21 protein-coding genes, 1 tRNA gene, 1 pseudogene and 1 CRISPR repeat array are annotated in these 24230 nt (G+C 69.8%); of the genes and pseudogenes, 15 read left to right on the top strand and 8 right to left on the bottom strand.

The features are described 5' to 3' along the window. The first annotated feature begins 44 nt into the window (after positions 1–44). The 5 genes from FH608_RS34165 to FH608_RS34185 all read left to right on the top strand — a co-directional run bounded on the left by FH608_RS34165 (position 45) and on the right by FH608_RS34185 (position 4510). Positions 45–1346, top strand: a complete 1302-nt coding sequence (locus FH608_RS34165) for a M48 family metallopeptidase (RefSeq protein ID WP_139634508.1) — start codon at positions 45–47, stop codon at positions 1344–1346. 109 nt (positions 1347–1455) lie between these two features. Further along, positions 1456–1986 carry an NADH-quinone oxidoreductase subunit B gene (locus FH608_RS34170; RefSeq protein WP_139634509.1) on the top strand — a complete coding sequence of 177 codons (531 nt, stop codon included), beginning with the start codon at positions 1456–1458 and terminating at the stop codon, positions 1984–1986. Further along, positions 1983–2546 (top strand): NADH-quinone oxidoreductase subunit C, encoded by a 564-nt coding sequence (locus FH608_RS34175; protein WP_226900146.1) that lies wholly within the window; start codon positions 1983–1985, stop codon positions 2544–2546. The genes FH608_RS34170 and FH608_RS34175 overlap by 4 nt, the downstream gene beginning before the upstream one ends. After that, on the top strand, positions 2539–3480 hold the full coding sequence (gene nuoH, locus FH608_RS34180; RefSeq protein WP_139634510.1) for an NADH-quinone oxidoreductase subunit NuoH: 942 nt from the start codon (positions 2539–2541) through the stop codon (positions 3478–3480). Before FH608_RS34175 ends, nuoH begins: the two co-directional genes overlap by 8 nt. Before the next feature lie 76 nt (positions 3481–3556). Then, entirely contained in the window at positions 3557–4510 is a 954-nt protein-coding gene (locus tag FH608_RS34185; protein ID WP_139634511.1) for a hypothetical protein, read from the top strand. Positions 4511–4637: 127 nt separating this feature from the next. Here FH608_RS34185 and FH608_RS53940 read toward each other — a convergent pair whose 3' ends face one another. Next, on the bottom strand, positions 4638–5381 hold the full coding sequence (locus tag FH608_RS53940; protein ID WP_193318784.1) for a serine/threonine-protein kinase: 744 nt from the start codon (positions 5379–5381) through the stop codon (positions 4638–4640). 541 nt (positions 5382–5922) lie between these two features. On the opposite strand from FH608_RS53940, the gene FH608_RS51800 reads away from it, so the two are divergent. The 9 genes and pseudogenes from FH608_RS51800 (at position 5923) to FH608_RS34230 (ending at position 17043) form a co-directional block, all read left to right on the top strand. Further along, the gene (locus FH608_RS51800) at positions 5923–6297 is read left to right on the top strand and encodes a hypothetical protein (protein WP_193318785.1); all 375 of its coding nucleotides are present in this window, start codon (positions 5923–5925) and stop codon (positions 6295–6297) included. A 327-nt stretch (positions 6298–6624) separates the two neighbouring features. Next, a complete protein-coding gene (locus FH608_RS53150; RefSeq protein WP_226900168.1) occupies positions 6625–7953 on the top strand; it encodes a 4Fe-4S binding protein in 1329 nt (442 codons plus the stop codon). Next, positions 7950–8648: an NADH-quinone oxidoreductase subunit J family protein gene (locus FH608_RS34200; RefSeq protein WP_226900147.1), complete on the top strand. Its 699-nt coding sequence runs from the start codon at positions 7950–7952 to the stop codon at positions 8646–8648. The genes FH608_RS53150 and FH608_RS34200 overlap by 4 nt, the downstream gene beginning before the upstream one ends. Further along, positions 8648–8950 (top strand): annotated as a pseudogene (gene nuoK / locus FH608_RS34205) (NADH-quinone oxidoreductase subunit NuoK); the annotation flags it as partial. The gene FH608_RS34200 and the pseudogene nuoK, both read left to right, overlap by 1 nt. A gap of 227 nt (positions 8951–9177) precedes the next feature. Further along, positions 9178–11133 carry an NADH-quinone oxidoreductase subunit 5 family protein gene (locus tag FH608_RS34210; protein WP_139634513.1) on the top strand — a complete coding sequence of 652 codons (1956 nt, stop codon included), beginning with the start codon at positions 9178–9180 and terminating at the stop codon, positions 11131–11133. Positions 11134–11344: 211 nt separating this feature from the next. Beyond that, positions 11345–13036, top strand: coding sequence for a complex I subunit 4 family protein (locus FH608_RS34215; RefSeq protein WP_139634671.1), 1692 nt, complete (start codon positions 11345–11347; stop codon positions 13034–13036). Next, positions 13033–14550, top strand: coding sequence for an NADH-quinone oxidoreductase subunit N (locus FH608_RS34220; protein WP_139634514.1), 1518 nt, complete (start codon positions 13033–13035; stop codon positions 14548–14550). The genes FH608_RS34215 and FH608_RS34220 overlap by 4 nt, the downstream gene beginning before the upstream one ends. A 143-nt stretch (positions 14551–14693) precedes the next feature. Further along, on the top strand, positions 14694–15545 hold the full coding sequence (htpX, locus tag FH608_RS34225; RefSeq protein WP_139634515.1) for a zinc metalloprotease HtpX: 852 nt from the start codon (positions 14694–14696) through the stop codon (positions 15543–15545). A gap of 13 nt (positions 15546–15558) precedes the next feature. Continuing rightward, positions 15559–17043, top strand: a complete 1485-nt coding sequence (locus FH608_RS34230) for a hypothetical protein (protein WP_139634516.1) — start codon at positions 15559–15561, stop codon at positions 17041–17043. A 35-nt stretch (positions 17044–17078) separates the two neighbouring features. On the opposite strand, the gene FH608_RS34235 is transcribed toward FH608_RS34230, so the two are convergent. Both FH608_RS34235 and FH608_RS34240 read right to left on the bottom strand, forming a co-directional pair. Continuing rightward, positions 17079–17549 (bottom strand): NUDIX hydrolase, encoded by a 471-nt coding sequence (locus tag FH608_RS34235; protein WP_226900169.1) that lies wholly within the window; start codon positions 17547–17549, stop codon positions 17079–17081. A gap of 111 nt (positions 17550–17660) precedes the next feature. Next, positions 17661–18161 carry a YajQ family cyclic di-GMP-binding protein gene (locus FH608_RS34240; protein WP_226900148.1) on the bottom strand — a complete coding sequence of 167 codons (501 nt, stop codon included), beginning with the start codon at positions 18159–18161 and terminating at the stop codon, positions 17661–17663. A 253-nt stretch (positions 18162–18414) separates the two neighbouring features. On the opposite strand from FH608_RS34240, the gene FH608_RS34245 reads away from it, so the two are divergent. Further along, positions 18415–18496, top strand: a tRNA-Tyr gene (locus FH608_RS34245). A 257-nt stretch (positions 18497–18753) separates the two neighbouring features. Beyond that, positions 18754–19820: a CRISPR direct-repeat array (repeat unit 29 nt; unit sequence CGGATCACCCCCACGGGCGTGGGGAGGAG). 94 nt (positions 19821–19914) lie between these two features. On the opposite strand, the gene FH608_RS34250 is transcribed toward FH608_RS34245, so the two are convergent. The 5 genes from FH608_RS34250 to FH608_RS34270 are packed head-to-tail and all read right to left on the bottom strand — an operon-like array spanning position 19915 to position 24184. Next, positions 19915–21288 (bottom strand): tyrosine-type recombinase/integrase, encoded by a 1374-nt coding sequence (locus tag FH608_RS34250; protein WP_139634518.1) that lies wholly within the window; start codon positions 21286–21288, stop codon positions 19915–19917. Next, positions 21288–21485: a helix-turn-helix transcriptional regulator gene (locus FH608_RS34255; RefSeq protein WP_139634519.1), complete on the bottom strand. Its 198-nt coding sequence runs from the start codon at positions 21483–21485 to the stop codon at positions 21288–21290. The genes FH608_RS34250 and FH608_RS34255 overlap by 1 nt, the downstream gene beginning before the upstream one ends. Positions 21486–21498: 13 nt before the next feature. Next, on the bottom strand, positions 21499–23055 hold the full coding sequence (locus FH608_RS34260) for a YfjI family protein (RefSeq protein WP_226900149.1): 1557 nt from the start codon (positions 23053–23055) through the stop codon (positions 21499–21501). After that, the gene (locus FH608_RS34265; RefSeq protein WP_139634520.1) at positions 23052–23945 is read right to left on the bottom strand and encodes a bifunctional DNA primase/polymerase; all 894 of its coding nucleotides are present in this window, start codon (positions 23943–23945) and stop codon (positions 23052–23054) included. The genes FH608_RS34260 and FH608_RS34265 overlap by 4 nt, the downstream gene beginning before the upstream one ends. Before the next feature lie 20 nt (positions 23946–23965). Continuing rightward, positions 23966–24184 carry a hypothetical protein gene (locus FH608_RS34270; RefSeq protein WP_139634521.1) on the bottom strand — a complete coding sequence of 73 codons (219 nt, stop codon included), beginning with the start codon at positions 24182–24184 and terminating at the stop codon, positions 23966–23968. Between the last annotated feature and the right edge of the window lie 46 nt (positions 24185–24230).

Below are 24230 nucleotides of genomic sequence, written 5' to 3' on the forward strand. Positions count from 1 at the left end.
GACCGTTATCCCGGCGTGCCCCTGCCGTGGCAGATTCCCCTGCCATGTCAACCTGTCCCTCGATCTGTCCCGAGTGTGACCAGCCGCTCAAGCCCGAGCCGCCGTACCCGGCGTGGTGCCCGGAGTGCGGCTGGAACGTCGTCCGCGACCCAGCCCCGTCGAAGCCCCGCTTCGCGCGATTACAGGCGAAACTCGTCCACGGCCTGCACGCGGAGCTCCTCGCCGACGCCACCCGGACGGAGCTCCTTGCCGACGACACCCGGGCGGAGCTCGTGGCCGACGCCCCCCGGGCGGCCTCCCAGGCTCCGGCGCGGCGGGCGGGGCCGGCCCGGATCGCGAGCTACGTGCTCGCCTGCCTCGTCCACCTCCTCGCCCCGGCGCTCCTGATCACCGGCGCGTACCTGCTGACCCGCCTGACCGTCGCCGGCATCCTCTTCGGCCTCGTCGCCCTCGACCTCGCCTGGCTCCTCCGCCCCCGCCCGGCCCCCTTCCCCCGAGGCGGCCAAGCTCTCGCCCGCGCCGACGCCCCCGCCCTGTACGCCCTGCTCGACCGGATCGGCACCGAGGTCGGAGCACCGCCCACCGACCTGGTGGCCATCAGCGGCGACGTGAACGCGTCCTTCCGCGCGTACGGCTGGCGGCGCCGCCGCCTGGTCGAGATCGGCTACCCCCTGTGGCTCCTCCTCGGCCCCCAGGAGCGCGTCTCGCTCCTCGCCCACGAGATGGCCCACTCGAGCAACGGCGACGGCCGCCAAGGGCTGGTCGTCGGCAGCGCGCTCCACTCCCTCCTGGAGCTGCGGCGGGTGGCCAGGTTCAACTGGCAGCCAGGCGACGGCGTGTCGCAGCTGCTCGCCGACTGCGCGCTGGCCGTCGTCGGCGTCCCGGTGCGGGGCCTCGTCCTCGTCATGGAACTGCTGCTCTACCGCTCGTCCCAGCGTGCCGAGTACCGGGCCGACGAGCTGGCCGCCCGCGTGGGAGGCGTCGCGGCCACCGTCGATTTGCTGGACGGGTTCACCACGTGGGTCGTCCCGGCCGCCAGGTTCCTGACCTCCGGCGCCGTGGCCGCGGGCACCGGTGACCTGTGGGAGGCGCTGCGCGCCCAGGTGGCGGCCGTGCCGGCGTCCGAGCTGGAGCGCCGCCGCCGCGCCGGCCGCCTCGCGGACCTGCGGGTGGACAGCACGCACCCGCCGACGCACCTGCGCATCGAGCACGCCGAGCGGCTCCCGTACGCGCGGCCCGGCGTACCGGCGCCCGACATGGAGCCGATCGAGCGCGAGCTCGCGGCGGCGGCCGCCCGCGTCGCGCAGGACCTCAGGGAAACGGCCCAGGCGGCGCTCTACCACTGACGAGATGATCGGTGTCAGGCGGCGCTCCACCACTGATGAGCTGATGACGGTCTGATCGCGATCAGGAGGTGTCTTTGCCTGACCTGCGATCCGGGCCAGAATGGAGTACATGGCAGCGACAGACCTCCCGATGCCCACGGTGGGGCCGGTCTCCCGGCTGGCGCCCAGACCGATGCGCTTCGTGCTCAACTGGGGCAGGCGCTATTCGCTGTGGGTGTTCAACTTCGGGCTGGCCTGCTGCGCCATCGAGTTCATCGCGACCTCGACGAGCAGGCACGACTTCATCAGGTTCGGCGTGATCCCGTTCGCGAACGGCCCGCGTCAGGCCGACCTGATGATCGTCTCCGGCACGGTCACCGACAAGATGGCCCCGGCCGTGAAGCGCCTCTACGAGCAGATGCCCGACCCGAAATACGTCATCTCGTTCGGCGCCTGCTCCAACTCGGGCGGCCCGTACTGGGACTCCTACTGCGTGACCAACGGCGTCGACCAGATCATCCCCGTCGACGTCTACGTCCCCGGCTGCCCGCCCCGGCCCGAGGCCCTGCTGTACGGCATCACGAAGCTCCAGGAGAAGATCGCCGGCGAGAAGCTCAGCGACCGCTACGTGTGGTCCCGCTCCCACGCGGAGGAGGCGTGACCACCGAGGGCTCCGCCCGCGCCCGCCTGTCCGGGCGTTTCGGCGGCGACCGGGCCGAGATCACGGAGTCGTACGGCGACACCACCGTCGACGTGGCCCCCGCCGACTGGATCGAGCTCCTGACGTACGTCCGCGACGACCTCGGCTACGCCTACTTCGACTGGCTGACCGGCGTCGACGACCCGCCGGACGCCTTCGTCGTCGTGGCCCACGTCTACCACCCGGCCGCCCATGAGCGCCTGCTCCTCCGCACCCGCGTGCCGCGCGAACACCCCCACCTGCCCAGCGCCGTCGGCGTCTACCGGGGCGCCAACTGGCACGAGCGCGAGACGTACGAGATGTTCGGGGTGATCTTCGACGGCCACCCCCACCTCGTGCCGCTGCTGCTGCCCGACGGGTTCGAGGGCCACCCGCTGCGCAAGGACTTCATCCTCGCCGCCCGCGTGGCCAAGCCGTGGCCCGGCGCCAAGGAGCCCGGCGAGTCCGGCCACGGCGCGCCGAGCCGCCGCAAGACGCTTCCGCCAGGAGTTCCAGCCGACTGGGGGCCGCCTGATGCTTGACGTGGTGCTGAGCTTCGCCGTCATCCTGATCGTGTTCCTGGTGCTGCCGCTGATCGTCGGGCAGACCGAGCACAAGGTCATGGCTCACATGCAGTCGAGGCTCGGCCCCATGTACGCGGGCGGCTTCCACGGCTGGGCGCAGCTCATCGCCGACGGCGTCAAGTTCGCGCAGAAGGAGGACGTCATCCCGGCCGCGGCCGACCGCCGCATCTTCATGATCGCCCCGGGCGTGGCGCTCGTCCCGTACCTGGTCGTGCTGATCGCCATCCCCCTCGACCAGGACCTCGTGGCCGTCCACCTCGACCTCGGCCTCTTCTTCGTCCTCGCCGTCATGGGCGTCGGCGTCCTCGGCGCGATCATGGCCGGGTGGGCGTCGGCCAACAAGTACTCCGTGCTCGGCGGCATGCGGGCGGCCGCCCAGCTCATGTCGTACGAACTGCCGCTCGTCCTGGCAGCCTCCTCCGTCGCGATGGCCGCGGGCACGCTGTCCATCCCCGGCATCGTCGAGGCGTGGCAGTGGTGGTGGCTGCCGTGGCAGGCGATCGGCGGCGTCGTGTTCTTCCTGGCCGGGCTGGCCGAGCTGCGCCGCCCGCCGTTCGACATGCCGGTCGCCGAGTCCGAGATCATCATGGGCCCGATGACCGAGTACACCGGGATGCGCTTCGCGCTGTTCATGCTCTCCGAGTACGCCGGGATCGTGGTCCTGTCGTTCCTCACCACCGTGCTCTTCCTGGGCGGCTGGCACGGACCCTTACTGCCCGGCTGGTTGTGGACCCTGGTCAAGGTCTTCCTGCTGGCGTTCGTCGTGATCTGGCTGCGCGTCACGTACCCGCGGCTGCGCGAGGACCAGCTCCAGAAACTCGCCTGGGCGATCCTCGTCCCCCTCGCCCTGGTCCAGCTGGCCCTGACCGGCGTCATCAAGGTGCTCATCTAGATTCGGCGCGGCGTGGGGGAAACCTTCCCTTCGCCACGTTCGTCATATAAAGCAGGGGGCCTCTGGAGGATTTCCAGTGAATCAGCTCGTTCCGCTGGCGGGCGCGACCGCAGACAGCCGACGCCCGCAAACCGTACTGACCTCGGACGGTCGCACGCTGACCGTGCTCGACAACGCCCTTGGCCATTCCGTACGCGTCACCGCCGCCGGTCTCTACCGCTACCGGTGCGACTTCAACGGCAGTTCCGTGCAGGGCGTGGCGGTCCTGGACGAGGACGGGCTGGTCCTGCTCGACCTGCCCGGCGACTGGAACGATCCGGACCTGGAGCTCTTCGCCCGCGAAGCCGGCATCCCGCTGATGGACGCCCGCTCCCACCCGGCGGCCCGCGTACGCGCCGCCCTGGCCGGCCGCGCCCCCGGCTGGCAACGCCTCCGCGGCCTGCCCCGCCCCACCCTCGCCGCATGGCGCAAGCCGGTGGCCATCTGCGCGGGAGTCGTGGGCATCGGGCTGATGATCTACCTGGCCTCGACCGGCATGTGGTTCGCCTGGCGCGGCCTGTCCTCGATCGGCAGGCTGCTGCTCGACGTCGTCGAGGCCAAGTGGTTGATGGTGGCCTTCAGCCCCGCGCTGCTCGTCATCCGGCCGATCCTGGCCAGGGTCCAGCGCGGGCGCATCCGCAAGGGCGCTGTGCTCGGAGCATCGGGCGGCCCGTACCTCGGCCTCGACTCGATGGGGCGTCTGCGCATATTCCACGGCAACGACACCATCGCCACCCTCCACACGGAGGAGTCGCGAGGCGGGGAGTCGCGAGGCGGGGCGTCCAGCCTGCTTCTCTATCGCTACGAGGACCTGACCGGCCTCATCATCCTCGACCGCGCCGGCCGACCCCTTCACCACCTGCCGGGCCGCTGGCCACCGGAGGACGCCCACCGCTTCGCCCAACGCCACAACCTTGGGCTGGGAGTGCACCGGGTGTCCCGCGAGGAGTACCTCACCCTCACCGAGACAGCCAAGGACGCCACCCCATAACGCCCAAGCGGCACCGCCCACCCCGCCACCCACAGGCCACCGCCACCTACCGGCAGGCCACCGCCAACCAGCAGGCCACCGCCACGCCTATCCCTAAATCACCAAGCGGCCAGTCCCACAGCGCCGGTCAATGCACGATCGCCACCATCGCATCGGAAGCCGACGGCCGTTCCTCAGGACGCTTGCTCAGACAGGCCCCCACCACACCACGCAGAGCAGCCGGCAGCGGCGATAAGTCCGGATGAAAGGTCAACACCCGGTTGAACACCGCAGGCACCGTATCCTCCCCGAACGCCGGCCGCCCCGTAGCCGCGAACATGATCGTCACAGCCCAGCTGAACACGTCGGAGGCCGGACCCACCGTCTCCCCGGTGAGCTGCTCCGGCGACATGTAAGGCGGCGTCCCGACCATCTTCCCCGCCGTCACCATCGTCACCTGATCGAGCGCCCGCGCGATCCCGAAGTCGATCACCCGAGGCCCGTCGTTCCCGATCAGCACATTGCTCGGCTTGAAATCGCGATGCACGATCCCCGCCTTGTGGATGGCCGCCAACGCACCGGCTGTGGATAACGCCAGCCGGGTGAGGCTGTCGTCGTCGCGCGGCCCATGCTTCTTGACGAGCTGCTCCAGCGACGGCCCGTCCACGTATTCGCTGACGATGTAGGCGTGCTGACCGGAGATGTTCACGTCCAGCACCCGGGCTGTGGAAAACGTCGCCACGCGCCGGGCCGCGTCCACCTCCCGCGCGAACCTGGTCCGCGCCGTCTCGTTGACGAGATCGTGCAGCACCTTCACCGCCACCCGCCCGCCTTCGGGCGTCACCGCCAGGTAAACCGCTCCCTGCCCGCCGCGCCCGAGCGATTTGAGCACCCGATAATGCCCGATCCACTCCGGCTCACCAGGTCGCCGCCCACCCTCTCCAGGCTCTCCGGGCCGCCGTCCGACCCCGTCCGGCTCGCCGCCGTGCCGCCGCCCGCTCCATTCCGTCTCGCCGGATCGCCGTCCAGCTCCTCCGGGCTCTCCGGAACGCCGCTCACTCCATTCCGTCTCGCCGGATCGCCGTCCTGCCCCTCCAGGCTCACCAGGACGCCGCCCGCTCCAGTCCGTCTCGCCAGCGCGCCGTCCGGTCCAGTCCGTCTCCCCAGACCGCCGTCCAGCCGCTCCAGCCCCTGCAGCCCCTGAAACACCTCCGGGCTCTCCCGGTCGCCGTCCGACCCCGTCCGGCTCGCTGCTGTGCCGCCGCCCGCTCCGCTCAGCCTCTCCGGGCCGTCGCTGATGCGGCGTCCCCTGCTCCCCGGAAGCCCGCCGACGAGGCTCGTCGTGGCGCGGCGGATAGGGACCCTGCTGATGGGCGGCAGGATCGCCGGGGTGCCGTTGATAGGGCGCGCGCTCCTGAGGGTGCCGCTGATAGGTGGGCACCGTGGTCCGCCGGTGCGGATTCATGTGCGGCGGCCCGCCCAGGGAGGGCCGGAGCCGTGCCCGGGCCATGGTCGGCACCAGGATGCCCGAGTGGATCACCCCGCCACCCCAGCTGACCAGCAGCCCCAGCGAGACCAGCGCGGCCAGCGGCTGCGGGACGTCCTCGAAGTCGTTGTACGCCAGCGCCGCGATCACGAACGAACCGATGCACACCATGTACACCGAAGCGGCGACGACGTGCCAGATGCTCCGCAGCCAGAACGCGGCGAACCCGATGGTGAACGGGGTCGCCAGCCCGCACGTGAACAGGGGCAGGCAGGCCCACACGACGGCGGCCGCCCACGCCCCGCCACCGGGACGGACCTGATGGCTCTGCTGCATGGCCGAGAGAATATCGCCCCGCCGACGTCCATACCGGGCATGCACACAGCTTGTGGATAACCCCCCGCCAACCTGTGGATGGCTGTGGAAAAACTGGGGACAACGCCCCCACACGTTCACGTGCGGCGCCACTTGCGTCATGATGTTGAACATGGCGCGGATACCGGGAGTCGGGCTGGCGAAAGGGTTGTCCATAACCCTTCGTCACATGCTGCGCAAATCGGTAACGCAGCAGTATCCCGAGGTCAAGCCCGCCCTCCCGCCTCGCAGCCGAGGCGTCATCGCCCTGGTTGAGGAGAACTGCACCTCTTGCATGCTCTGTGCGCGGGAGTGCCCCGACTGGTGCATCTACATCGATTCCCACAAGGAGACGATCCCGGCCCCCGAGGGCGGCCGTCCCCGCCAGCGAAACGTCCTCGACCGCTTCGCCATCGACTTCTCCCTGTGCATGTACTGCGGGATCTGCATCGAGGTGTGCCCGTTCGACGCCCTCTTCTGGTCGCCGGAGTTCGAGTACGCCGAGGGCGACATCCGTAACCTTCTCCACGAGAAGGACGCGCTGGGTGCCTGGGCCCAAACGGTCCCACCACCTCCGCCCCACGACCCCGGCGCCGAACCCCCCAAGGAACTCACCGCCGCCCCCCGCCGCCCCGCCACTCGCCGCACCCCGGAATCGGCCAGAGGTACGGCGGAGCGCCCGGCACCAAGGCCCACACGCGAGCCGAGAACGCCCACCGCCCAAGAACCCAGGCCTGCCCAAGAATCCAAGGCCGCCCCGGAAGCCGCAGCATCGCCCCCCGCGCCGGGCACCGTACAGTCAGGCACAGAAGACGCGGCACCGTCCTCCGTACCGGGCACCAAGACCCCGCAACCCGAGGCAGAAGCCGCAAACACGCACGCGGCACCGGCGTCCACAGGATCGCAGCCATCGCCGGAAGCCACGGAGCCGCGACCCGCAGCAGGAGCCACGGCCGCCGACACCACGACCGGCACCTCCGAGACACCGTCCGGGACGCGCTCCTCCCCGACAACGGGCGACTCCGACAGCGCAGAATCCAAGGCCCAGGCCCCTGACACCTCCGCCCAGGGCGACCGCCGTGCACGCCCTCGCCGGCCCATCCAGAACGTACGCGGCATTCGCCCCCCAGGCGCCCTGCCGCCCCGTCCTCAGGACAACGCCCCCGCCGCCGCCGACCGCCCCATCGGCCCCGCATCCGGGAAGAGCGAGACGAGCGCCGACGCCCGTACGGAGCCCTCCCCGACCTCAACCCCCTCGACCGAGGCCGGCCGGACGACCACCTCTCCCTCCGCGGACGAGAACGGATCGACGACCTCCGAAGGCGACGCGACCGCTGCCGATCCCTCCGGCAGCCAGGACGAAGCGACTTCCCGGCCTTCCGCGGAAGGGACCGGGGAGAACACCTCACCCCCGCAGCCGTCCGGCCGATCGGCGTCATCCACAGGCCGGCCGTCCCCAGAAAAGTTGTCCACAGCCTCGGGCCAACCGCAACCGGAGCCCGATCCGGGAGAGCACACTTCTCCCGCGAGCCCCCGCAGACGCAGGATGGCCGATCCACGGTCCATCCGACCACCCGGGCGGCTCGGTCCTGACGAGACAAGGGAGTCCGAGGAGGAGTCGTGACCGAGGCGGTGCCCTCCTACCTGTCACCCACCGGGCAAGAGATCGTCTTCTTGCTGCTGGGCGCGGTAGCGGTTGGATCGGCGCTGCTTGTCGTCACGACCAGACAACTGGTCCACGCCGCCCTCTGGCTCGTGGTCTGCTTCGGCGCCCTCGCCGGCGGTTACCTCGTTCTGACCGCCGAGTTCGTGGCCTGGGTCCAGGTGCTGATCTACGTGGGGGCGGTGGTCGTGCTCATGTTGTTCGGCATCATGCTCACCCGTGCTCCCATCGGCCGTTCCGCCGACCTCGACAGCGGCAACCGCGTCGCCTCCGCCGTGGTGGCGGTCGCGACCGCCGCGGTGCTCGTCACGGTGGTGATCGACGGTTTCCGTACGGCCTACACGCCCCTGCGTCCGGGCGCGGGAGCCGCCAAGGAACTGGGCGCGAGCGTGTTCGCCACCTGGGTGCTGCCGTTCGAGGCACTGTCGGTCCTGCTGCTCGCCGCCCTCGTCGGCGCGATCGTCCTGTCCCGCACCGACATCCCCGGAGGCTCCCCACCCCGCTCCCGCACCGACAAGGACCAGACACCCGGCCGACCGGCGTCCAACGCGCCGCCTGACAGCATTCCGGACAAGCCGTCGCCCAGCACTCCGGACGGCACGACGTCCGGCCCGACCGGGGATAATCCGCCGCCCGATCAGACGGGGGGTCACTAGTGCACATCGTCTACCCGGCGATCGTCTCCGCGCTCCTCTTCTCCATCGGCGTCTACGGCGTGCTCGCCCGCCGCAACACGATCCTCGTGCTGATGTCGGTCGAGCTGATGCTCAACGCCGTCAACCTCAACCTGGTCGCGTTCGACGTGTGGCTGGCCGACCGCCTGCACAGCGGCCAGGTCCTCACGCTCTTCGTCATCGTCATAGCGGCCGCCGAAGTGGGCCTCGGCCTCGCGATCGTGCTGGCCCTCTACCGCAACCGCCGCACCGTCGACATCGACCACCTCCGCGACCTCGCCGAGCCATCACCCAACGGCCTTGAGCCCGCATCCGCCAACATCCCTTCCTCGCCTCCCCTGGCGTTGGCAGGCGGCCACGAAGATCCCCTCACAGGCCGGCCCAATGACCAGGCACCCGCATCCGAGCAGGCGCAGACCGAGGACGGCCATTCAGAAGACGGCCACGCGGAGAGCGGCCGTACGCAGGGCGGCCGTAAGGGTGAGCAGCCCGTCAAGCGAGGTGGCACGCCATGACGACGACGTTCCCGCTCATCGCCGTGCTCCTGCCGTTCGTCGCGGCGGCCGCCGGCCTGCTGCTCTCCCGCTGGCCCCACAGGCACCCCACCCCCGATACGGAAGCCACCCCAGACCTGGCACAGACCGACACCGACGCCGCAAGGGCAGCGGGCAAGCGGGCCAACGCCAGGGCCGCATGGATCGCGATCCTGCCGACCGCCCTCTCCTCGGCCCTGGCGGTCTGGCTCGCCTGGGGTCCGGGCTTCGCGTTCGTCAACGGCGGCGCCACCACCGGACCTCCCACAGGCCAGACGTACGGCACGATCACCACCGGCGGCGTCCCGATCACGCTCATCCTCCAGGCCGACAACCTGTCGAGCGTCCTCGGCGTCCTGGTGACCCTCGTCGCCCTGGCCGTGCAGGTCTACTCGGTCGGCTACCTCAAGGACGACCCGCGCTACCCCTCCTACAGCGCGTTCATCAGCCTGTTCACCAGCGCCATGCTCCTGGTCGTGTACGCGGGCGACCTCCTGGTCCTCTACGTGGGCTGGGAGATCATGGGCCTCTGCTCGTACCTCCTCATCGGCCACTGGTGGGAAGACCGGGGCAATTCGCGCGCGGCGGTCAAGGCGTTCCTCGTGACCCGCCTGGGCGACGTCGGCTTCCTCTTCGGCATCTTCGTACTCGGCCTGGCCGCCGGAAGTTTCCGGATCAGTGACGTGCTGGGGAAAGTGCCGGAGATGTCCTCCGGCACGCTGGTGACGGCCACGATGCTGCTCCTGGCCGGGGTGGCCGGCAAGAGCGCGCAGGTGCCGCTGCACACGTGGCTGCCTGACGCCATGGCGGGCCCCACGCCGATCAGCGCCCTGATCCATGCCGCGACCATGGTCGCCGCCGGGATCTTCATCGTGGCCAGGCTGTTCCCCGCGTTCCTGGCCGCCGGGCCCACGCTCGACGTGCTGGCCGTCGTCGCGGCCCTGGGCATGCTGGGCGCCGCCCTGGCCGCGCTGGCCCAGGACGACCTGAAACGGGTGCTCGCCTACTCCACGATCAGCCAGCTCGCCTACATGGCGGGCGGCCTCGCGGCGGGCTCCGACACGGCGGCCGTCTTCCACCTGCTGACTCACGGCGCGTTCAAGGCCCTGCTGTTCCTGTGCGCGGGCGTGGTGATCCACCACGTCGGCTCCAACCTGATGACGCAGATGGGCGGCCTGCGCCGGGAGATGCCTGTCACGTTCGGGGCGATGACGATCGGGCTCGCCGCACTGATGGGCCTCCCTCCAGCCAGCGGCTTCTTCAGCAAGGACGGCGTCCTGGTGGCCATGGACGGCGCCCTGTCCAGCGGGAGCCTGACGGACGCGGCGGCCCTCCTCCTGTACGGCTGCGCGCTCGCGACGGTCGCCGTCACCGGCGCGTACGCCACCAGGGCCTGGCTCCGCACCTTCTTCGGCGATGCGCGGGCCGTGGCGCTGCCCGAGCCGGCGCCCGGCACGGCCCACGTCGTGGACGTCGCCGAGGGCCCCCGCACCATGCTCGTGCCCGTCGTCCTCCTCGCCGTCCCGGCCCTGCTGCTGGGCTTCGCGGGGGAGCTGCACCTGGAGCTCGGGGTGGCGGCCGTCGGCGTCGTGCTGACCGTGCTCGGCGCCGGCATCGTGTACGCGTTCTGGCGCATCGACCCCCTCGCCGACCCGGCCCGCCTGCTGGGGCCTCTCAGGGTGCCGTGCGAGCAGGCGTTCCACGTGGACGCCCTCTACGCCGCGCTGTTCGTACGCCCGATCCTGGCGCTCTCCAGGCTCGTGGTCAGGACCGACGACGTGGTCGTGGACGGGGCGGTGCGCGGCTCCGGCAGGTCGGCGCGCGGGCTGTCCGGAGTGCTGCGATTCGCCCAGAACGGCAACGTCCAGCTCTACGTGAGCGGCCTGCTGGCCGGCGTCCTGTTGATCGCGGTGGGGGCGGTGATGCTCACATGACAGCCGACTGGCCTCGACAGCGTGACGGCCACATGACGGCTCGGCGGAGCGGCGTTCACATGACGGCCCGGCGGCGAGGTGGCCACATGACGGCCCGACCGTGCCGTGTCCGCATGACGGCCCGACGGTGCGGTGCCCGCTTGACGGCCCGGTCCCGCCTCATCGCGATCATGAGCTCCGGAATCAGGGCGGGGGTGAGCGGCTGATGGAGATGGGCTGGCTTCCCGTCGTGCTGCTGGCCGTGCCGTTGCTCGGCACGCTCCCGCTCCTCCTCGCGCCACAGGCGCTCCACCCGCGACTGCACACGTACGGGCTGGTCCTGTCGGGCCTGACCCTGGCACTGGCGGTGCTGCTGGCGGCCACCTTCGACCACAGCCGGGGCGCGGTCCCGCAGTTCGAGGTCGACCAGGCGTGGATCCCCGGGCTGGGCCTGCGCTTCCACCTCGGCGTCGACGGCATCTCGCTGCCGCTGATCGTGCTGACCGCGCTGCTGACGTTCCTCTGCTTCGTCTATCTGTGCTGGGGGAGCGCCCGCAAGGGGTTCGCGGGGGCGCGGCCGAGGGCGCTGGTCTTCACGTTGCTCGTCCTCGAAGTAGGCATGCTCGGTACGTTCCTCGCCCTCGACCTGCTGCTCTTCTTCGTCTTCTTCGAGATCGTCCTCGTCCCGATGTACTTCCTGATCGGCATCTGGGGCGGCACGGGACGCAGGGCGGCGTCGATCAAGTTCATCCTGTACACGCTGCTCGGCTCGGTCGTGATGCTCATCGGCCTGCTCCTCGTATGGGCGCAGACCGGCACGCTCGACATCGAGGCCCTGAACGCGGCCCACGGCGCAGGGATGTCCAGATCCGTGCAGATCATCGCTTTCATAGCGATCGGCATCGGTCTGGCGGTGAAGACTCCCATGTGGCCGCTGCACACCTGGTTGCCCGACGCCCACACGGAGGCTCCGACCGTGGGCTCGGTGCTGCTCGCCGGCGTACTGCTGAAGATGGGTACGTACGGCTTCGCCCGGATCGCCCTCCCCGTCCTCCCCGAGGGAGCGGCGGCGGTGGCGCCGTGGCTGGGCGCGCTCGCCGTGGTCGGCATCATCTACGGGGCGCTGGCCTGCCTCGCCCAGCGCGACCTCAAACGCATGATCGCCTACTCGTCGGTCGGTCACATGGGCTTCGTCCTGCTGGGGTTCGCCACGCTGACCCCTGTGGGCGTCAACGGCGCGCTCTTCGCGAACGTCGCCCACGGCCTGATCACCGGCCTGCTGTTCTTCCTGGCCGGAGCGGTGAAGGACCGCTACCACACCGCCGACATGCCGTCGCTGGGCGGCGGCATGCTGGCGACGCTGCCCCGGCTGGGGTCGCTGCTGACGTTCGCGGCGATCGCCTCGCTGGGGCTGCCGGGGCTGGCCGGGTTCTGGGGCGAGATGCTGGCCCTGTTCGGGGCCTTCCAGCCGGCGAACGGGCTGCCGCGCGGGCTCTTCCTGACGTACATGGTGATCGGGGGTCTGGGCGCCGTCCTCACGGCCGCGTACTTCCTGCTCATGCTGTCCCGCGTCACCCACGGCCGGCCACGGGCGGTCGCGCGCGACGAGGACGTCACCTCGGATGAGGGCGTCACCCCGGACGAGCGCCCCGTCGTACCTCTCGGCCCGCCGCAGGCACGCTCGGCGACGGCCACGTTGGAGCCGAGCCCGGCACCGGTGCGCCACGGCGACGAGCCGTCCGACGGCCACGATCCCCAGGCAGAGCCCCAAGAAGTACGTCGCGCCGTGGACGACGTCAGACGTCACGAGCTGCTGGCCTGGACCCCGCTGGTGGCCCTGATCCTCCTCTTCGGGCTCTGGCCCGGCCTCCTTCTGACCCTCACCACCCCGGCCGTCCAGACCCTGCTGGGAGCCGTCTCATGATCCAGCAGATCGACTACTTCGTGATCGCGCCTCCGCTCGTGCTCGCCCTGGCGGCCGGCCTGGTGCTGCTGCTGGACGCGTTCCTCCCGGCCCGCCCGCGCACCAGGACGGCGCTGGGGCTGGTCGCGCTGGCGGGGGTGCTGGTCTCGCTGGGGTTCGTCGGCGCTCAGGCGGCCGGGGGCGCCCCGGCGCGGTCGACGTTCTGCGTGCCGCCCGATCTGGCCGGTCCCGGCGGGGCGTGCTCCTTCGTGACGGACAGGTTCACGCTGGTGTTCGCGGGCCTGGTGCTCGTCGCGGGCGTGGTGGTCGTGCTGATGTCGATGACCGAACTGGCGGCCGGGGGCATCCCGGTCGGCGAGTGGTACTTCCTGCTCCTCTGCACCCTCGTCGGCGCGGTGACCCTGCCCGCGTCCCGAGACCTGATCATGCTCGTGGTGGCGCTCGAGCTGGTCTCGCTGCCGGTCTTCGCGCTCACCGCCATGAAGCGGTACGACGGCCGCGCGTCCGAGGCCGCGGTGAAGCTCTTCGTCGTGTCGGTGGTGTCGACGGCGGTCATGCTGTTCGGGGTGTCCCTTTTGTACGGCATCGCGGGCACGGTCCACCTGTCCCGCCTGGCGGCGGTGTTCAGCGGGCAGAGCCCGGCACCCGGGATGGCGTGGGAGACCCTGCCCGCCGTGGGCACGGTCGGCGTCGTCCTCGTGGTGGCGGGGTTCGCGTTCAAGATCGCGGCGGTGCCGTTCCACTCCTGGGCGGCCGACGTCTACCAGGGGGCGCCCGTCCCCGTGGCCGCGCTGCTCTCGGTGATCTCCAAGGCGGCCGGGTTCGCCGGGTTGATCCTCATCCTGGTCGCCGGGCTGTCCGGGCAGGCCGCCACCTGGGCGCCGATCGTCGGGATCGTCGCGGCGCTCACCATGACCGCGGGCAACCTGCTCGCCCTGCGCCAACGCTCCGCCGTACGCCTGCTGGCCTGGTCCTCCGTCGCCCAGTCCGGCTACATCCTGGCGCCCCTGGCCATCGCGGGGGACACCTCCTCGCATACCACCGCGATCGGCACGTCCATGGCGTACCTCGTCATCTACGCCGCCATGAACCTCGGCGCGTTCGCGGTCGTCATGCTCGTCTCCAGAACCGCCACCCGCAACGAGCTCGACGACTACCGGGGCCTCGCGCTGCGGGAGCCCGCGGCGGGGCTGGCGCTGGCGTTCTGCCTGGTCTGCCTGGCCGGCCTGCCGCCCGGCCTGGCCGGGCTGTTCGCGAAGGTGTTCGTCTTCCGTGAGATCGTCGAGGGCGGCTGGGGCTGGCTGGCGCTGGTCATGGCGGTCAACACCGTGATCGGCCTCTACTACTACGCGGTGTGGGCGGCCCGCCTCTTCACCCCGGGCGTGGCCGCGGTCCGGCGCCGCCCGCCGCCGGCGACGTGGCCGGCCATCGGCGTCTCCCTGGTGGCGGCCGTCCTGTTCTCGATCGCCCCGCAACTGGTTCTGGACATGACCTCCTTCACCGCGTTCGGCTGACCGGTCCACCCGCCGAGGGGCGGCCAGGTCGCGCTGTGCCCTCACTTGAGCACGCGGGGACACGAGTGAGGGGACGGTTGGGAACGAAGCACCGGGTCATCGTCGTTGGACCAGGTGGAACCCGGACCACGAAGGGGGGAACCTTGCACCACAATGGTCTGCGCACCGCCGTCCTGCTCGGCGGCCTGTCGGCGCTGATTGTCGCGGTGGGCGCGTGGTTGGGCGGCGGCACCGGTGTGCGGATCGCGTTCGTGCTCGCCCTGGCGAGCAACGGCATCGCCTACTTCTTCTCCGATCGCATCGCGCTGTCCGCCATGCGGGCCAGGCCGGTCAGCGAGGTCGAGCAGCCGACCCTCTACCGGATCGTGCGAGAGCTCTCCACCGAGGCACGCCAGCCGATGCCGCGCCTCTACATCTCGCCCACCGTGCAGCCGAACGCGTTCGCGACGGGCAGAAGCCCTCGCCAGGCGGCCGTGTGCGTCACGTACGGGCTGACCAAGCTGCTCGACGAGGCCGAGCTGCGCGGAGTGATCGGGCACGAGCTGTCGCACGTCTACAACCGGGACATCCTGGTCTCCTCGGTCGCCGGCGCGCTGGCCACGATGATCACCTGGCTCAGCTACGTGGCGGTGTTCTTCGGCGGCTCGGACGACGACGAGGGGCCGGGCTTCCTCGGGGCGTTGCTGATGATGGTGCTCGGGCCGGTGGCGGCCGGAATGGTGCAGATGGCGATCTCCCGTACGAGAGAGTTCCAGGCCGACGAGTCGGGCGCCCGGCTGACGGGCGACCCCCTGGCCCTGGCCTCGGCGCTCCGCAAGATCGAGATGGGCGCACGCAGGCTTCCGCTTCCCGAGAACAGCCGCCTGACCTCCGCCTCCCACATGATGATCGCCAACCCGTTCAGCGGCTCCGGCTTCGGCCGCCTCTTCTCCACCCATCCGCCCACGTCCGAGCGGGTCGCGCGCCTCGAGCGCATGGCCGGCTACCGCCGCTGAGGCCTGAGGCCGTATGCGCCGGCTGACCAAGGCGGAGCGGAGGCTCTGGAACGCGTTCCCCACCGGCGAGATCGTGGAGCTGGGCCCGTACCACGCCGACCGCACGCGCACCGCCGGAGGGAACGCGCCCGCCGACGGCGACACCTGGGGCCCCGAACGGTCGATCAGGGCCGAGGTGATCGCCCAGTTGCTCCTCGGCGCCCGCGACGCGGCCGGCGGCGCGGTCCCGGCCGTACGGCTGCGCGGCGCGCGGATCACCGGCCAGCTCGCGGTGGTCGGCGGGACGATCCCGTACGAGCTCAACCTGAGTGGCTGCCACTTCGACGAACCCGTCCGTTTCACCGATTCCACCACTCGCACCGTACGCCTGACCGACTGCCACCTCCCCGGGCTCAACGGCGGCGGCATGCGGGTGGCCGGTCACCTCAGCCTGTCCGGCTCCAACATCACCGGCCCGGTCCGCCTCAGCCGGGCCCAGTTCGAGAGCGGCCTGTGGCTCGGCGGCACCAAGGTGACGGTGGCCGACGGCGAGGAATGGGCGTTCTACGCGCACGCCGCCGTCGTCGACTCCGGCGCGTACATGCGCAACGCCGACTTCACCGGAGGAGTCGGACTGATCGGCTCCCGCCTCAACGGCGGACTCTTCCTGGACGGGGCGGTTCTCCGCAATCCCGGCAAGAACGCACTGGCCGCCGACAACATGGTCGTCGAGAACGTCATGCGCTGCACCGGTGGATTCCAGGCATGGGGCTGCTTACGGTTACGCGGCGCCCGCATCAACGGCACGCTCTCGCTCGACGGCACCGTACGAAGCCCGGACACGAACTACGCCATCCACGCGAGCAACATGGAAATCCGCGAGCTCTACCTCAAGCCCGCGAAACCCATCGAAGGCGTCGTCACCCTCGCACACACCACACTCGGCACGCTGCACGACGATCCAGACACCTGGCCCGAGCAGCTCCGCCTCAACGGCCTGACCTACCAGCGGCTGCGCGGCTCGGGCGTGACGCAGCGCATCGACTGGGTGCGGCGCGACCCGGAGGGCTTCCGGCCGCAGCCGTACGAACAACTGGCCGCCTGGTACCTCAGCGACGGCAACGACGCGCTCGCCCGCCGCACCCAGCTCGCCAAACTTCGCGCCAGACGGCAGACGCAGGGACCGGGCAGCCAGGCGTGGGGGCGGCTGCTCGACGTCGCGGTCGGGTACGGGTACCGCCCCTGGCTGGCGGGCATGTGGTTCACCCTGCTGCTGGCGATCGGCACCATCGCCTTCGCCGCCAACCCTCCCAGGCCACTCAAACCCACCGAGAGCCCCGACTTCAACGCCTTCGCCTACACCTTTGACCTTCTGCTCCCGATCCCGGCATTCGGTCAGCGCGAGTTGTTCGACCCGGGCGGGTGGACGCAGTGGCTCGCGTACGGACTGGTCGTTTCCGGCTGGATCCTGGCAACAGCCCTCATAGCAGGCGCCACACGAGTCCTCCGCCCCCAGTAGGGGAGCACGGCAACCGCCTTCGGCGGACGGGAGCTCTAAGCGAAACCCGTCGAGCTCGAGTTGATCTTCCTCAGCATCGCCACGAGATCCTCCGGATACACGATCTCCTCAGTGCTTTCGAGCTCCGCCACGCTCCACCACCGATAGGCCGTAATCGTGTCCTTCTCCAGATGGTCCATGTGCTCGAACGACACGACCGCGTCGTTGCCCACCCGGATCGCGAAGAACGTCTGATCCTGCGTGACGGCGTACTCGGCCCAGGTGAACTCGGTCACGCTGGTGCCGTACGGGCCGGCGAAGTGCGCCGCGTCCGCCCGGATCCCGACCTCCTCGAACAGCTCGCGCGCCGCCGCCTCCTGCAACGTCTCGCCGTCCTCCCTGGCCCCGCCGATCGTGAACCAGAACGGCTGGTCAGGCCTCGCTGGGTCGAAGCCGTGCAGCAACAGCACCCGTCCTTGATCGTCAACGGGCAGCGCACGCGCCGTGAACCGGCGCACGGGGATCATCGTCACGGCCCAAGCCTACGTTCGGGACCCGGCCCGCACCGGCGCCGGCAAGCCGCGCGTCGCCCGCGTCCCCGAGGACGACGCGCGCCCGGCCACAGCCCCATATCGCGGTCAGCGATAATTCACGAACTGCAGGGCGATGTCCAGATCCTTGCCCCTGAGCAGGGAGATGACGTCCTGAAGGTCGTCCTTCTTCTTCGAGCTGACCCGAAGCTCCTCGCCCTGAATCTGCGCCTTGACCCCCTTGGGACCCTCGTCGCGGATCATCTTGGAGATCTTCTTGGCGTGCTCCTGGTCGATGCCCTCCTTCAGGCTGACCAGCATGCGATATTCCTTACCCGACAGCTTCGGCTCGCCCGGGTCAAGGATCTTCAGCGACAGACCCCGCTTGACCACCTTCTCCTTGAACACGTCGAGCGCGGCATTAGCCCGCTCCTCACTGTTCGCCCTGATCTCGATGTTCTCCTGCCCAGACCAACTGATCGCGGCGCCGGTGCCCTTGAAGTCGAAGCGGTGCCCGATCTCCTTGACCGTCTGGTTCAGGGCGTTGTCGACCTCTTGATGGTCGATCTTGCTGACGATGTCGAAAGATGAATCGGCCAAAACACCCATCCTCTCAGCTGCGAAAGCACTACCCGGACCCCGCTTCCCCGCCGTACGCGAACGCGAGGGACCCAGCGAACGAGCCTAGCCAGCATCGGCCCGCCGCGCAGGCCACCGCCCCCCTGTACGACGCTCCCTCCCGCCCCGCCCAACCCCCTTTCGGCACGCCTCGCACCAGTGATCCGGCTCAGGACAAACCGGTGTCACGTACACCTCGGAAGTCCGCTATCCTTCTGTGTGTCGCCGCGAGAGCGGATGGCACGGCAGGTTGCCCGAGTGGCCAAAGGGAGCGGTCTGTAAAACCGTCGGCTCAGCCTACGCAAGTTCGAACCTTGCACCTGCCACACCAGCGGCAAGAGGCCCGTCACCAGCGGAAACGCGGTGCCGGGCCTCTCGCTTTGTGTCCGGCTGTCTACGGCTGACACCAGCCGACTACGGCTGATCGTTCCCAATGCGTTCCCATTCGATCAAAGCTCGAACGGGTGGATCCTGTGGGCGTGGGGACGGCCTCAGTGGCAAGCGTCCATAAACTCCTTCATCGGGTCACCCCCCACGGGCGTGGGGAGGATGAGATGCCCACCACCTGAGCCATGATCGCGATCGGGTCACCCCCGCGGGCGTGGGGAGGAGGGTGCGCCGACCCGCAGGTACTTGCCGTGCGCCGGATCACCTCCACGGGCGTGGGGAGGAGGACCTCACCAGCGGCGAGAGTAACCTGCGGGACGGGTCACCCCCACAGGCGTGGGGAGGAGAGCAGCCTGAGCAGCTTGCCAATGCCGACCGTCGGATCACCCCCACGGGCGTGGGGAGGAGGCGCTGGGCCCAGTACGTGGCCTTCTTGTTCTCGGATCACCCCCACGGGCGTGGGGAGGAGCGCAGGGTCAGGGCCGCCAATGTGATCGCGGGCGGATCACCCCCACGGGCGTGGGGAGGAGGTACGCCAAGATGGCGCGCATCCGGCGTTCGGCGGATCACCCCCACGGGCGTGGGGAGGAGCCCAGAGAACCCCTTCTCGACGTCGTCCTTGAACGGATCACCCCCACGGGCGTGGGGAGGAGGTGCGCGCCCACTCCCGGAAGCCGCGCATCTCCGGATCACCCCCACGGGCGTGGGGAGGAGACGCCCATGCCCTCGACCAGCTCCTCGTTGAACGGATCACCCCCACGGGCGTGGGGAGGAGCTGATGGTTTCAGCCTGGCTGTCCAGTGCGTCCGGATCACCCCCACGGGCGTGGGGAGGAGGAGACGGGGCGCCGGTGAACGAAACGGAACGACGGATCACCCCCACGGGCGTGGGGAGGAGCTGATGGTTTCAGCCTGGCTGTCCAGTGCGTCCGGATCACCCCCACGGGCGTGGGGAGGAGATCGAGGAAGGCGAGATGAAGCCCGGCGGCGACGGATCACCCCCACGGGCGTGGGGAGGAGGGCAGCGCGGGCACCAGCGGCACGGAGCTGATCGGATCACCCCCACGGGCGTGGGGAGGAGGACGACCCCGAGATGCGGCCCTATCTGGAGAACGGATCACCCCCACGGGCGTGGGGAGGAGAGGTGGGAGTGCCACTACGGCACCGGCGGCACCGGATCACCCCCACGGGCGTGGGGAGGAGACGGCGGGCATCGAGGTCGGCGACATCGCCGTCGGATCACCCCCACGGGCGTGGGGAGGAGACTTGCTGAACTGGGCAAATATCGGTGACCTGCGCAAATGTGGATGTCGGAGTTTGTCGTTGATTAGACGAGGGCCGAAGGAGAGGTGGTTGCATCATTGAGTTGCTTCCCAGATTCGGCGCATGGCGTCCCGCTGCTGACCGTAGATGCACTTGGCGTAGACCCGCAAGAGGACGTCAACGCTGTGTCCTGCCCACTCGGCGACCTGGGGTGCAGGCACTCCGGCGTTTAGCCATGTGGATACGCATGCGTGTCGGAGGGAGTAGGGGACGTCCATGAGTGGGGACTTCGCCTCCACTGAGGTGAAAGCCTGCGTTCTTGCTTCGTGAAAGATCTTGAGGTAGGCGCGGTCGGTCATCTGACCGCCGCGTGGGCCGATGAAGATGCGTCCATCGGGGCCGGTGCCGAACTGTTGAACGTGTTCGCGGAGCATTGCACAAAGTTCTGGGTGGATGGGAACCGACCGGGTTTCGCCTTTGGCCCGGTGCTTGAGTTCGCGACGCTCACGGACCTTGCCGCTGTTGGTCCAGCGACTGCCGGCGCGCGGTTCGGCGTTGGTGAGCCGCATCTCTCCCCAATCGCTTTCGGGGAGGCTGACCAGGTGTTCCTTGCGTAGGTCCACTACTTCTTCTGGGCGCAGGGCGGCGAAGTACATGCAGCCGAAGAAAGCCTTCATCCGTCTGCCTCGTTCGCTGTGCTTTTCGACGGCGTTGAGGAAGCGGCGTGCCTGGTGGATGTTGATGACCACACGCGGGTCGACGGTGGTTAGGGTTCGGGGCTTGGACCATTTCACAGCCTTAAGCGGATTGGCGGGAAGGGCTCCGATCTCGACGGCGTACTCCATGGCGTTGTTGAGGACCATGCGCTTCCGGTTCGAGGTGTTGGCGGCGGCTGCGTTGCCGTCCTTGGTCTGGCTGACGCGGGCCAGGATCGCCCGTGTGAGCACGGCCCCAGAGCCTGGCTCGGTGAGGGCGGAAATTGGCGTGGTGTGCGTATGCAGCCAGCGGACGGTATCCGCCAAGCCTGGAGGAGGCTGCTCAGCGTCTCGAATCCTGCCGCTGTAGGACCAGCGCAGGGCAGCGCGCAGGCTCTCTCGCGGATGTTCGTCGTTGGTCAGTAGTGCTTCGGTCGCGTCGGTGAGTGCCTCAGCAATTCCGCGCCGGTGGTTGCGAGCTGCGTAAGGCCACTTGGCATCCACGTACGCCAGGGTGAAGGCGTACCAGGACATCACCGGTAGCTCCCGTTTCCAGGCAACCGGCTGGCCCGTTCGGCGTGAGAAGGGCTCACCGCGCCGGGCGGCTGTCATGAGTTCTGAACGGAAGGCGTCGGCCTGGGCAGCGGTCGAGAAGCGTTCCTTCCAGGACTTGCCGCTGACCTTCCACGAGACGCGGTATGAGGTGACCACGCCGTCGGCGTTCTTGCGCTTCTCGATGCTGTGAATACGTACGTCGTAGCAGTTGTCCTGCATCAGGCGGCGTCCTCTCGCTCGATGAGCCAGCGGTCGAGTTCGGAGCGGCGGATGCGGAGTTCGCGGTTGGCGAGGGTGATGCAGCGCGGGCCCTGTTTCTTGGCGCGCCAGTCGTAGAAGGTGGAGCGGGCGATTTTGAGTTCGGCGCAGACTTCGGTGACGGTGAGCTTTTCGTCGGTGCGGGTGTTTGTCTTCAAGGGCGGTTCCTTGTCAGGCGGTCTGCTGGTGAAGGGTCGGGTGGACGGCGTAGGCGGGTGAGGGGCGGCGGCCGGGGCCGGTGCGGGGTGGTTCGGGTTCGCGGCGGATCCAGCCGAGTTGCTCCAGCAGGTCGAGGGCGGGTTCCAGCTCGGTGACCTTGCGGAAGCGGTTGCGGGGTAGGGCGGTAAATGCTTCGCGGACGGTGAAGCGCTGCGTGGCGGTGCGGTGGAGCCAGGCGTGCACGACGCGGGCGGCTTCGAGGTCGGGGTCGGCGCCCATGGCGTCGAAGGTGGCCAGGGCATGGGCGATGAAGTACTGGCCGATGGCGATGGCGGCGTTGACGGTGTCGGCGCTGATCGGGTGGCGCCAGCCGTCTTCGACGCGGCCGGCTAGGTGAATGAGGCCGGCGATGCGCATGACGGCGCCGTCGAACTTGCCGGCCCAGTCGGTGATGTGGCCGAGGTCGCCAGAGTCCGGGCGCAGACGGCGTTCGGTGGTGCGGCGGTGTTCGGTGAAGATGTCGGCGGCGTCGGGCGCGAGGACGAGGCGGGCGGGGTCGTGCCAGTCGTGCATGTCGATGGTGAGGCGTTGCAGGTTGGCGTCGTAGCGGGCGGCGATGTGGTCAGGGACGGTGGGCGCATCCACGTTGCGGTAGCCGACGTTGGATTTCGGGAGGCTGTAGAGGATGCGGCCGAGCAGGCCCTTGCCGCGGAAGCCGGGCATGGTGGCGATGTCGGAGACGATCTCGGGCTGGACGGCCAGGCCCATGGTGAGGACGGCTTGGTCGACGCGTTCGCTGCGGCCTCGGCGGTCGATGATGAGCGGGTCTCCGGCGTGGCCTTTGAGGAACAGGTCCAGGTTTGGTGTGCCGGAGTAGCGGCCGGCGAGGGTGGCGAAGATGCCACCCTCGGCCGACAGGACGGCGAGGCGTCCGCCCTGTTCCACGAGGATGGTTGAGGCGGTCTCGGGCGTGACGTCGTCGGCCAGGAGCCGGGGCTTGACCGGGACCTTGATGTCTTCGACGGCCAAGGCCGCGCTCTGGGCCTCGGCGATCGCTTCGGCGGCGGCTTCGCCGTGTGCCGAGCTGGCGGCTCGGGCGGCTTTCTCGGCGAGGTCCTCGGCCAGGCGGCGGGCTACCTCGGCTTCGGTGATCTGCGGGCCGATCCGGTTGAGCAGGACGCTTTCGGCGTGCAGGAGTGGTGCGGTCATGGCGCGGAAGACGGCGGACTTGCGGGAGCCGGGTGGCATGGCGACCAGGACGAACAGGTTGACCGGTTCGATCCAGGAGCCGCGGACGTTGACGACGGCGCGTCCGCCGGCGGCCGTGGACAGGGCGGCCAGGGCGACGCAGCCGGCCAGGTCGGTCGGGGTCTGGGTTTCCTCGGCGACGGCGCTGACGTGGTCGGCGACCCAGGCCGGGAGGGCGTGGACCGGGAAGGGTGGGAGTTCGCCGCGCTGGCCGAGCGGGGCCGGTGTCTCCCACGGTGCGGATATGTGGTGCAGGTCGGTGAGCTGTTGGGTGGCGTTGCAGGTGTTCAGGATGGCCTCAGCGGTAGTGGCGGTGGTCAAGCGGCTGTCCTCCGGGGTCGGCGTAGTCCGCTGTCGAGTCCGGAGCGGATGGTGGTGAACGCTTCGCGGAAGTCGAGGCCGGTGGCCTCGGCGGCGTTCAGTAGGCACGCTTCGGCGAGGGCACGCGGGAGCAGGCCGGCCGCGATGAGCTGGCCGAGGGCGAAGGCGGCCAGGTTGAGCGTGGTGTTGCGGGTGCCGGGGACGGCGTCCAGGACGCGTTGGATCTCGCCGCGTAGCGCGGCCAAGGCGTAACCGGCTGCCCGGTCTCCGCCGCAGACGATCAGTACTGCTGCAGCCGAGGTGGTGGATGCCGGTGGTGGAGCGGTGAGGTGGGCGGCCAGCCAGGACGGGAGCGGGGCCGGTGGCGGGTCGTGCAGGACGTCGTAGGAGCCGGTGCCGTCCGGCAGGGTGACGGTGCTGCCGGGGGCGACGACGTAGCCGCCGCGGGCTCGGGTGTCGATCTTCCAGCCGAGCTTGCCTGCGGTGTTGCGCAGGTCGAGGCTGGCGGGTGCGGTGAAGTACAGGTGGGTGCCGCCGAGCCGGGTGCGCACCATGAACGTCTCCAGCGGCAGTGGCTGGCTGGCCTCCTCGCAGAGTGAGGCCAGGACGTCGGAGCCGTCGTTGATGCCGGGCCGGGCCCAGGCGGCGGGCGGGTGCTCACCGGGCTTGGGCACGTCCAGGTCGAGGACGACCAGGTTGGACGGGCCGCAGGCGATGCCGATGTTGAACGGGCCGCGCACCCACATGTGGCGGATGAGTGCGGTGTCGGTGGTGGCGTGGGCCTCCCAGGCGGTGAAGCCGGGCAGCGGGCGCTTGTCGTACGGGGCAAGCGGGAAGACGTGCCAGCCGCGAGCGGCGGCGGCCAGGGCGTAGCGGGTGAGGTCGCGCATGCGGGTCTCCTGAGCGGGCATCAGTGGTTGCCGTCGCGGTACAGGCGGCGGACGTAGACGTAGAGCTGCCAGCCGAGGCGGGGCCGCTTGCCGGTGCCGTTGCAGGCGCGGCAGGTGCGGCTCTTACGGCCCTCGCGGCATCGGGTGCAGCGGCCCCAGGGCGACGCGAGGCACACGATGATGTAACTGAGAGTGACGAATGGTAGGCAGGTGGCTAGAAGGGCGATGAGGTGGGCCATGAGGGCCTCCAGGGCCGTTTCCAGGGTTTGCGCAGGTCGTTCTCTA

Origin of the sequence: Nonomuraea phyllanthi (assembly GCF_006334985.2) — a bacterium.
Lineage (GTDB): Bacteria > Actinomycetota > Actinomycetes > Streptosporangiales > Streptosporangiaceae > Nonomuraea > Nonomuraea phyllanthi.

Excerpts from the sequence above, each read along its gene's own strand:
- nuoH (WP_139634510.1), top strand. The coding sequence starts at position 2,539 with ATGCTTGACGTGGTGCTGAGCTTCGCCGTCATCCTGATCGTGTTCCTG.
- FH608_RS34235 (WP_226900169.1), bottom strand. The coding sequence starts at position 17,549 with ATGATCCCCGTGCGCCGGTTCACGGCGCGTGCGCTGCCCGTTGACGAT.
- FH608_RS34265 (WP_139634520.1), bottom strand. The coding sequence starts at position 23,945 with ATGCGCGACCTCACCCGCTACGCCCTGGCCGCCGCCGCTCGCGGCTGG.
- FH608_RS34215 (WP_139634671.1), top strand. The coding sequence starts at position 11,345 with ATGGGCTGGCTTCCCGTCGTGCTGCTGGCCGTGCCGTTGCTCGGCACG.
- FH608_RS34240 (WP_226900148.1), bottom strand. The coding sequence starts at position 18,161 with ATGGGTGTTTTGGCCGATTCATCTTTCGACATCGTCAGCAAGATCGAC.
- FH608_RS34220 (WP_139634514.1), top strand. The coding sequence starts at position 13,033 with ATGATCCAGCAGATCGACTACTTCGTGATCGCGCCTCCGCTCGTGCTC.
- FH608_RS34270 (WP_139634521.1), bottom strand. The coding sequence starts at position 24,184 with ATGGCCCACCTCATCGCCCTTCTAGCCACCTGCCTACCATTCGTCACT.
- FH608_RS53150 (WP_226900168.1), top strand. The coding sequence starts at position 6,625 with ATGCTCTGTGCGCGGGAGTGCCCCGACTGGTGCATCTACATCGATTCC.
- FH608_RS34250 (WP_139634518.1), bottom strand. The coding sequence starts at position 21,288 with ATGCAGGACAACTGCTACGACGTACGTATTCACAGCATCGAGAAGCGC.
- FH608_RS34230 (WP_139634516.1), top strand. The coding sequence starts at position 15,559 with ATGCGCCGGCTGACCAAGGCGGAGCGGAGGCTCTGGAACGCGTTCCCC.
- FH608_RS34210 (WP_139634513.1), top strand. The coding sequence starts at position 9,178 with ATGACGACGACGTTCCCGCTCATCGCCGTGCTCCTGCCGTTCGTCGCG.
- FH608_RS34165 (WP_139634508.1), top strand. The coding sequence starts at position 45 with ATGTCAACCTGTCCCTCGATCTGTCCCGAGTGTGACCAGCCGCTCAAG.
- FH608_RS34170 (WP_139634509.1), top strand. The coding sequence starts at position 1,456 with ATGGCAGCGACAGACCTCCCGATGCCCACGGTGGGGCCGGTCTCCCGG.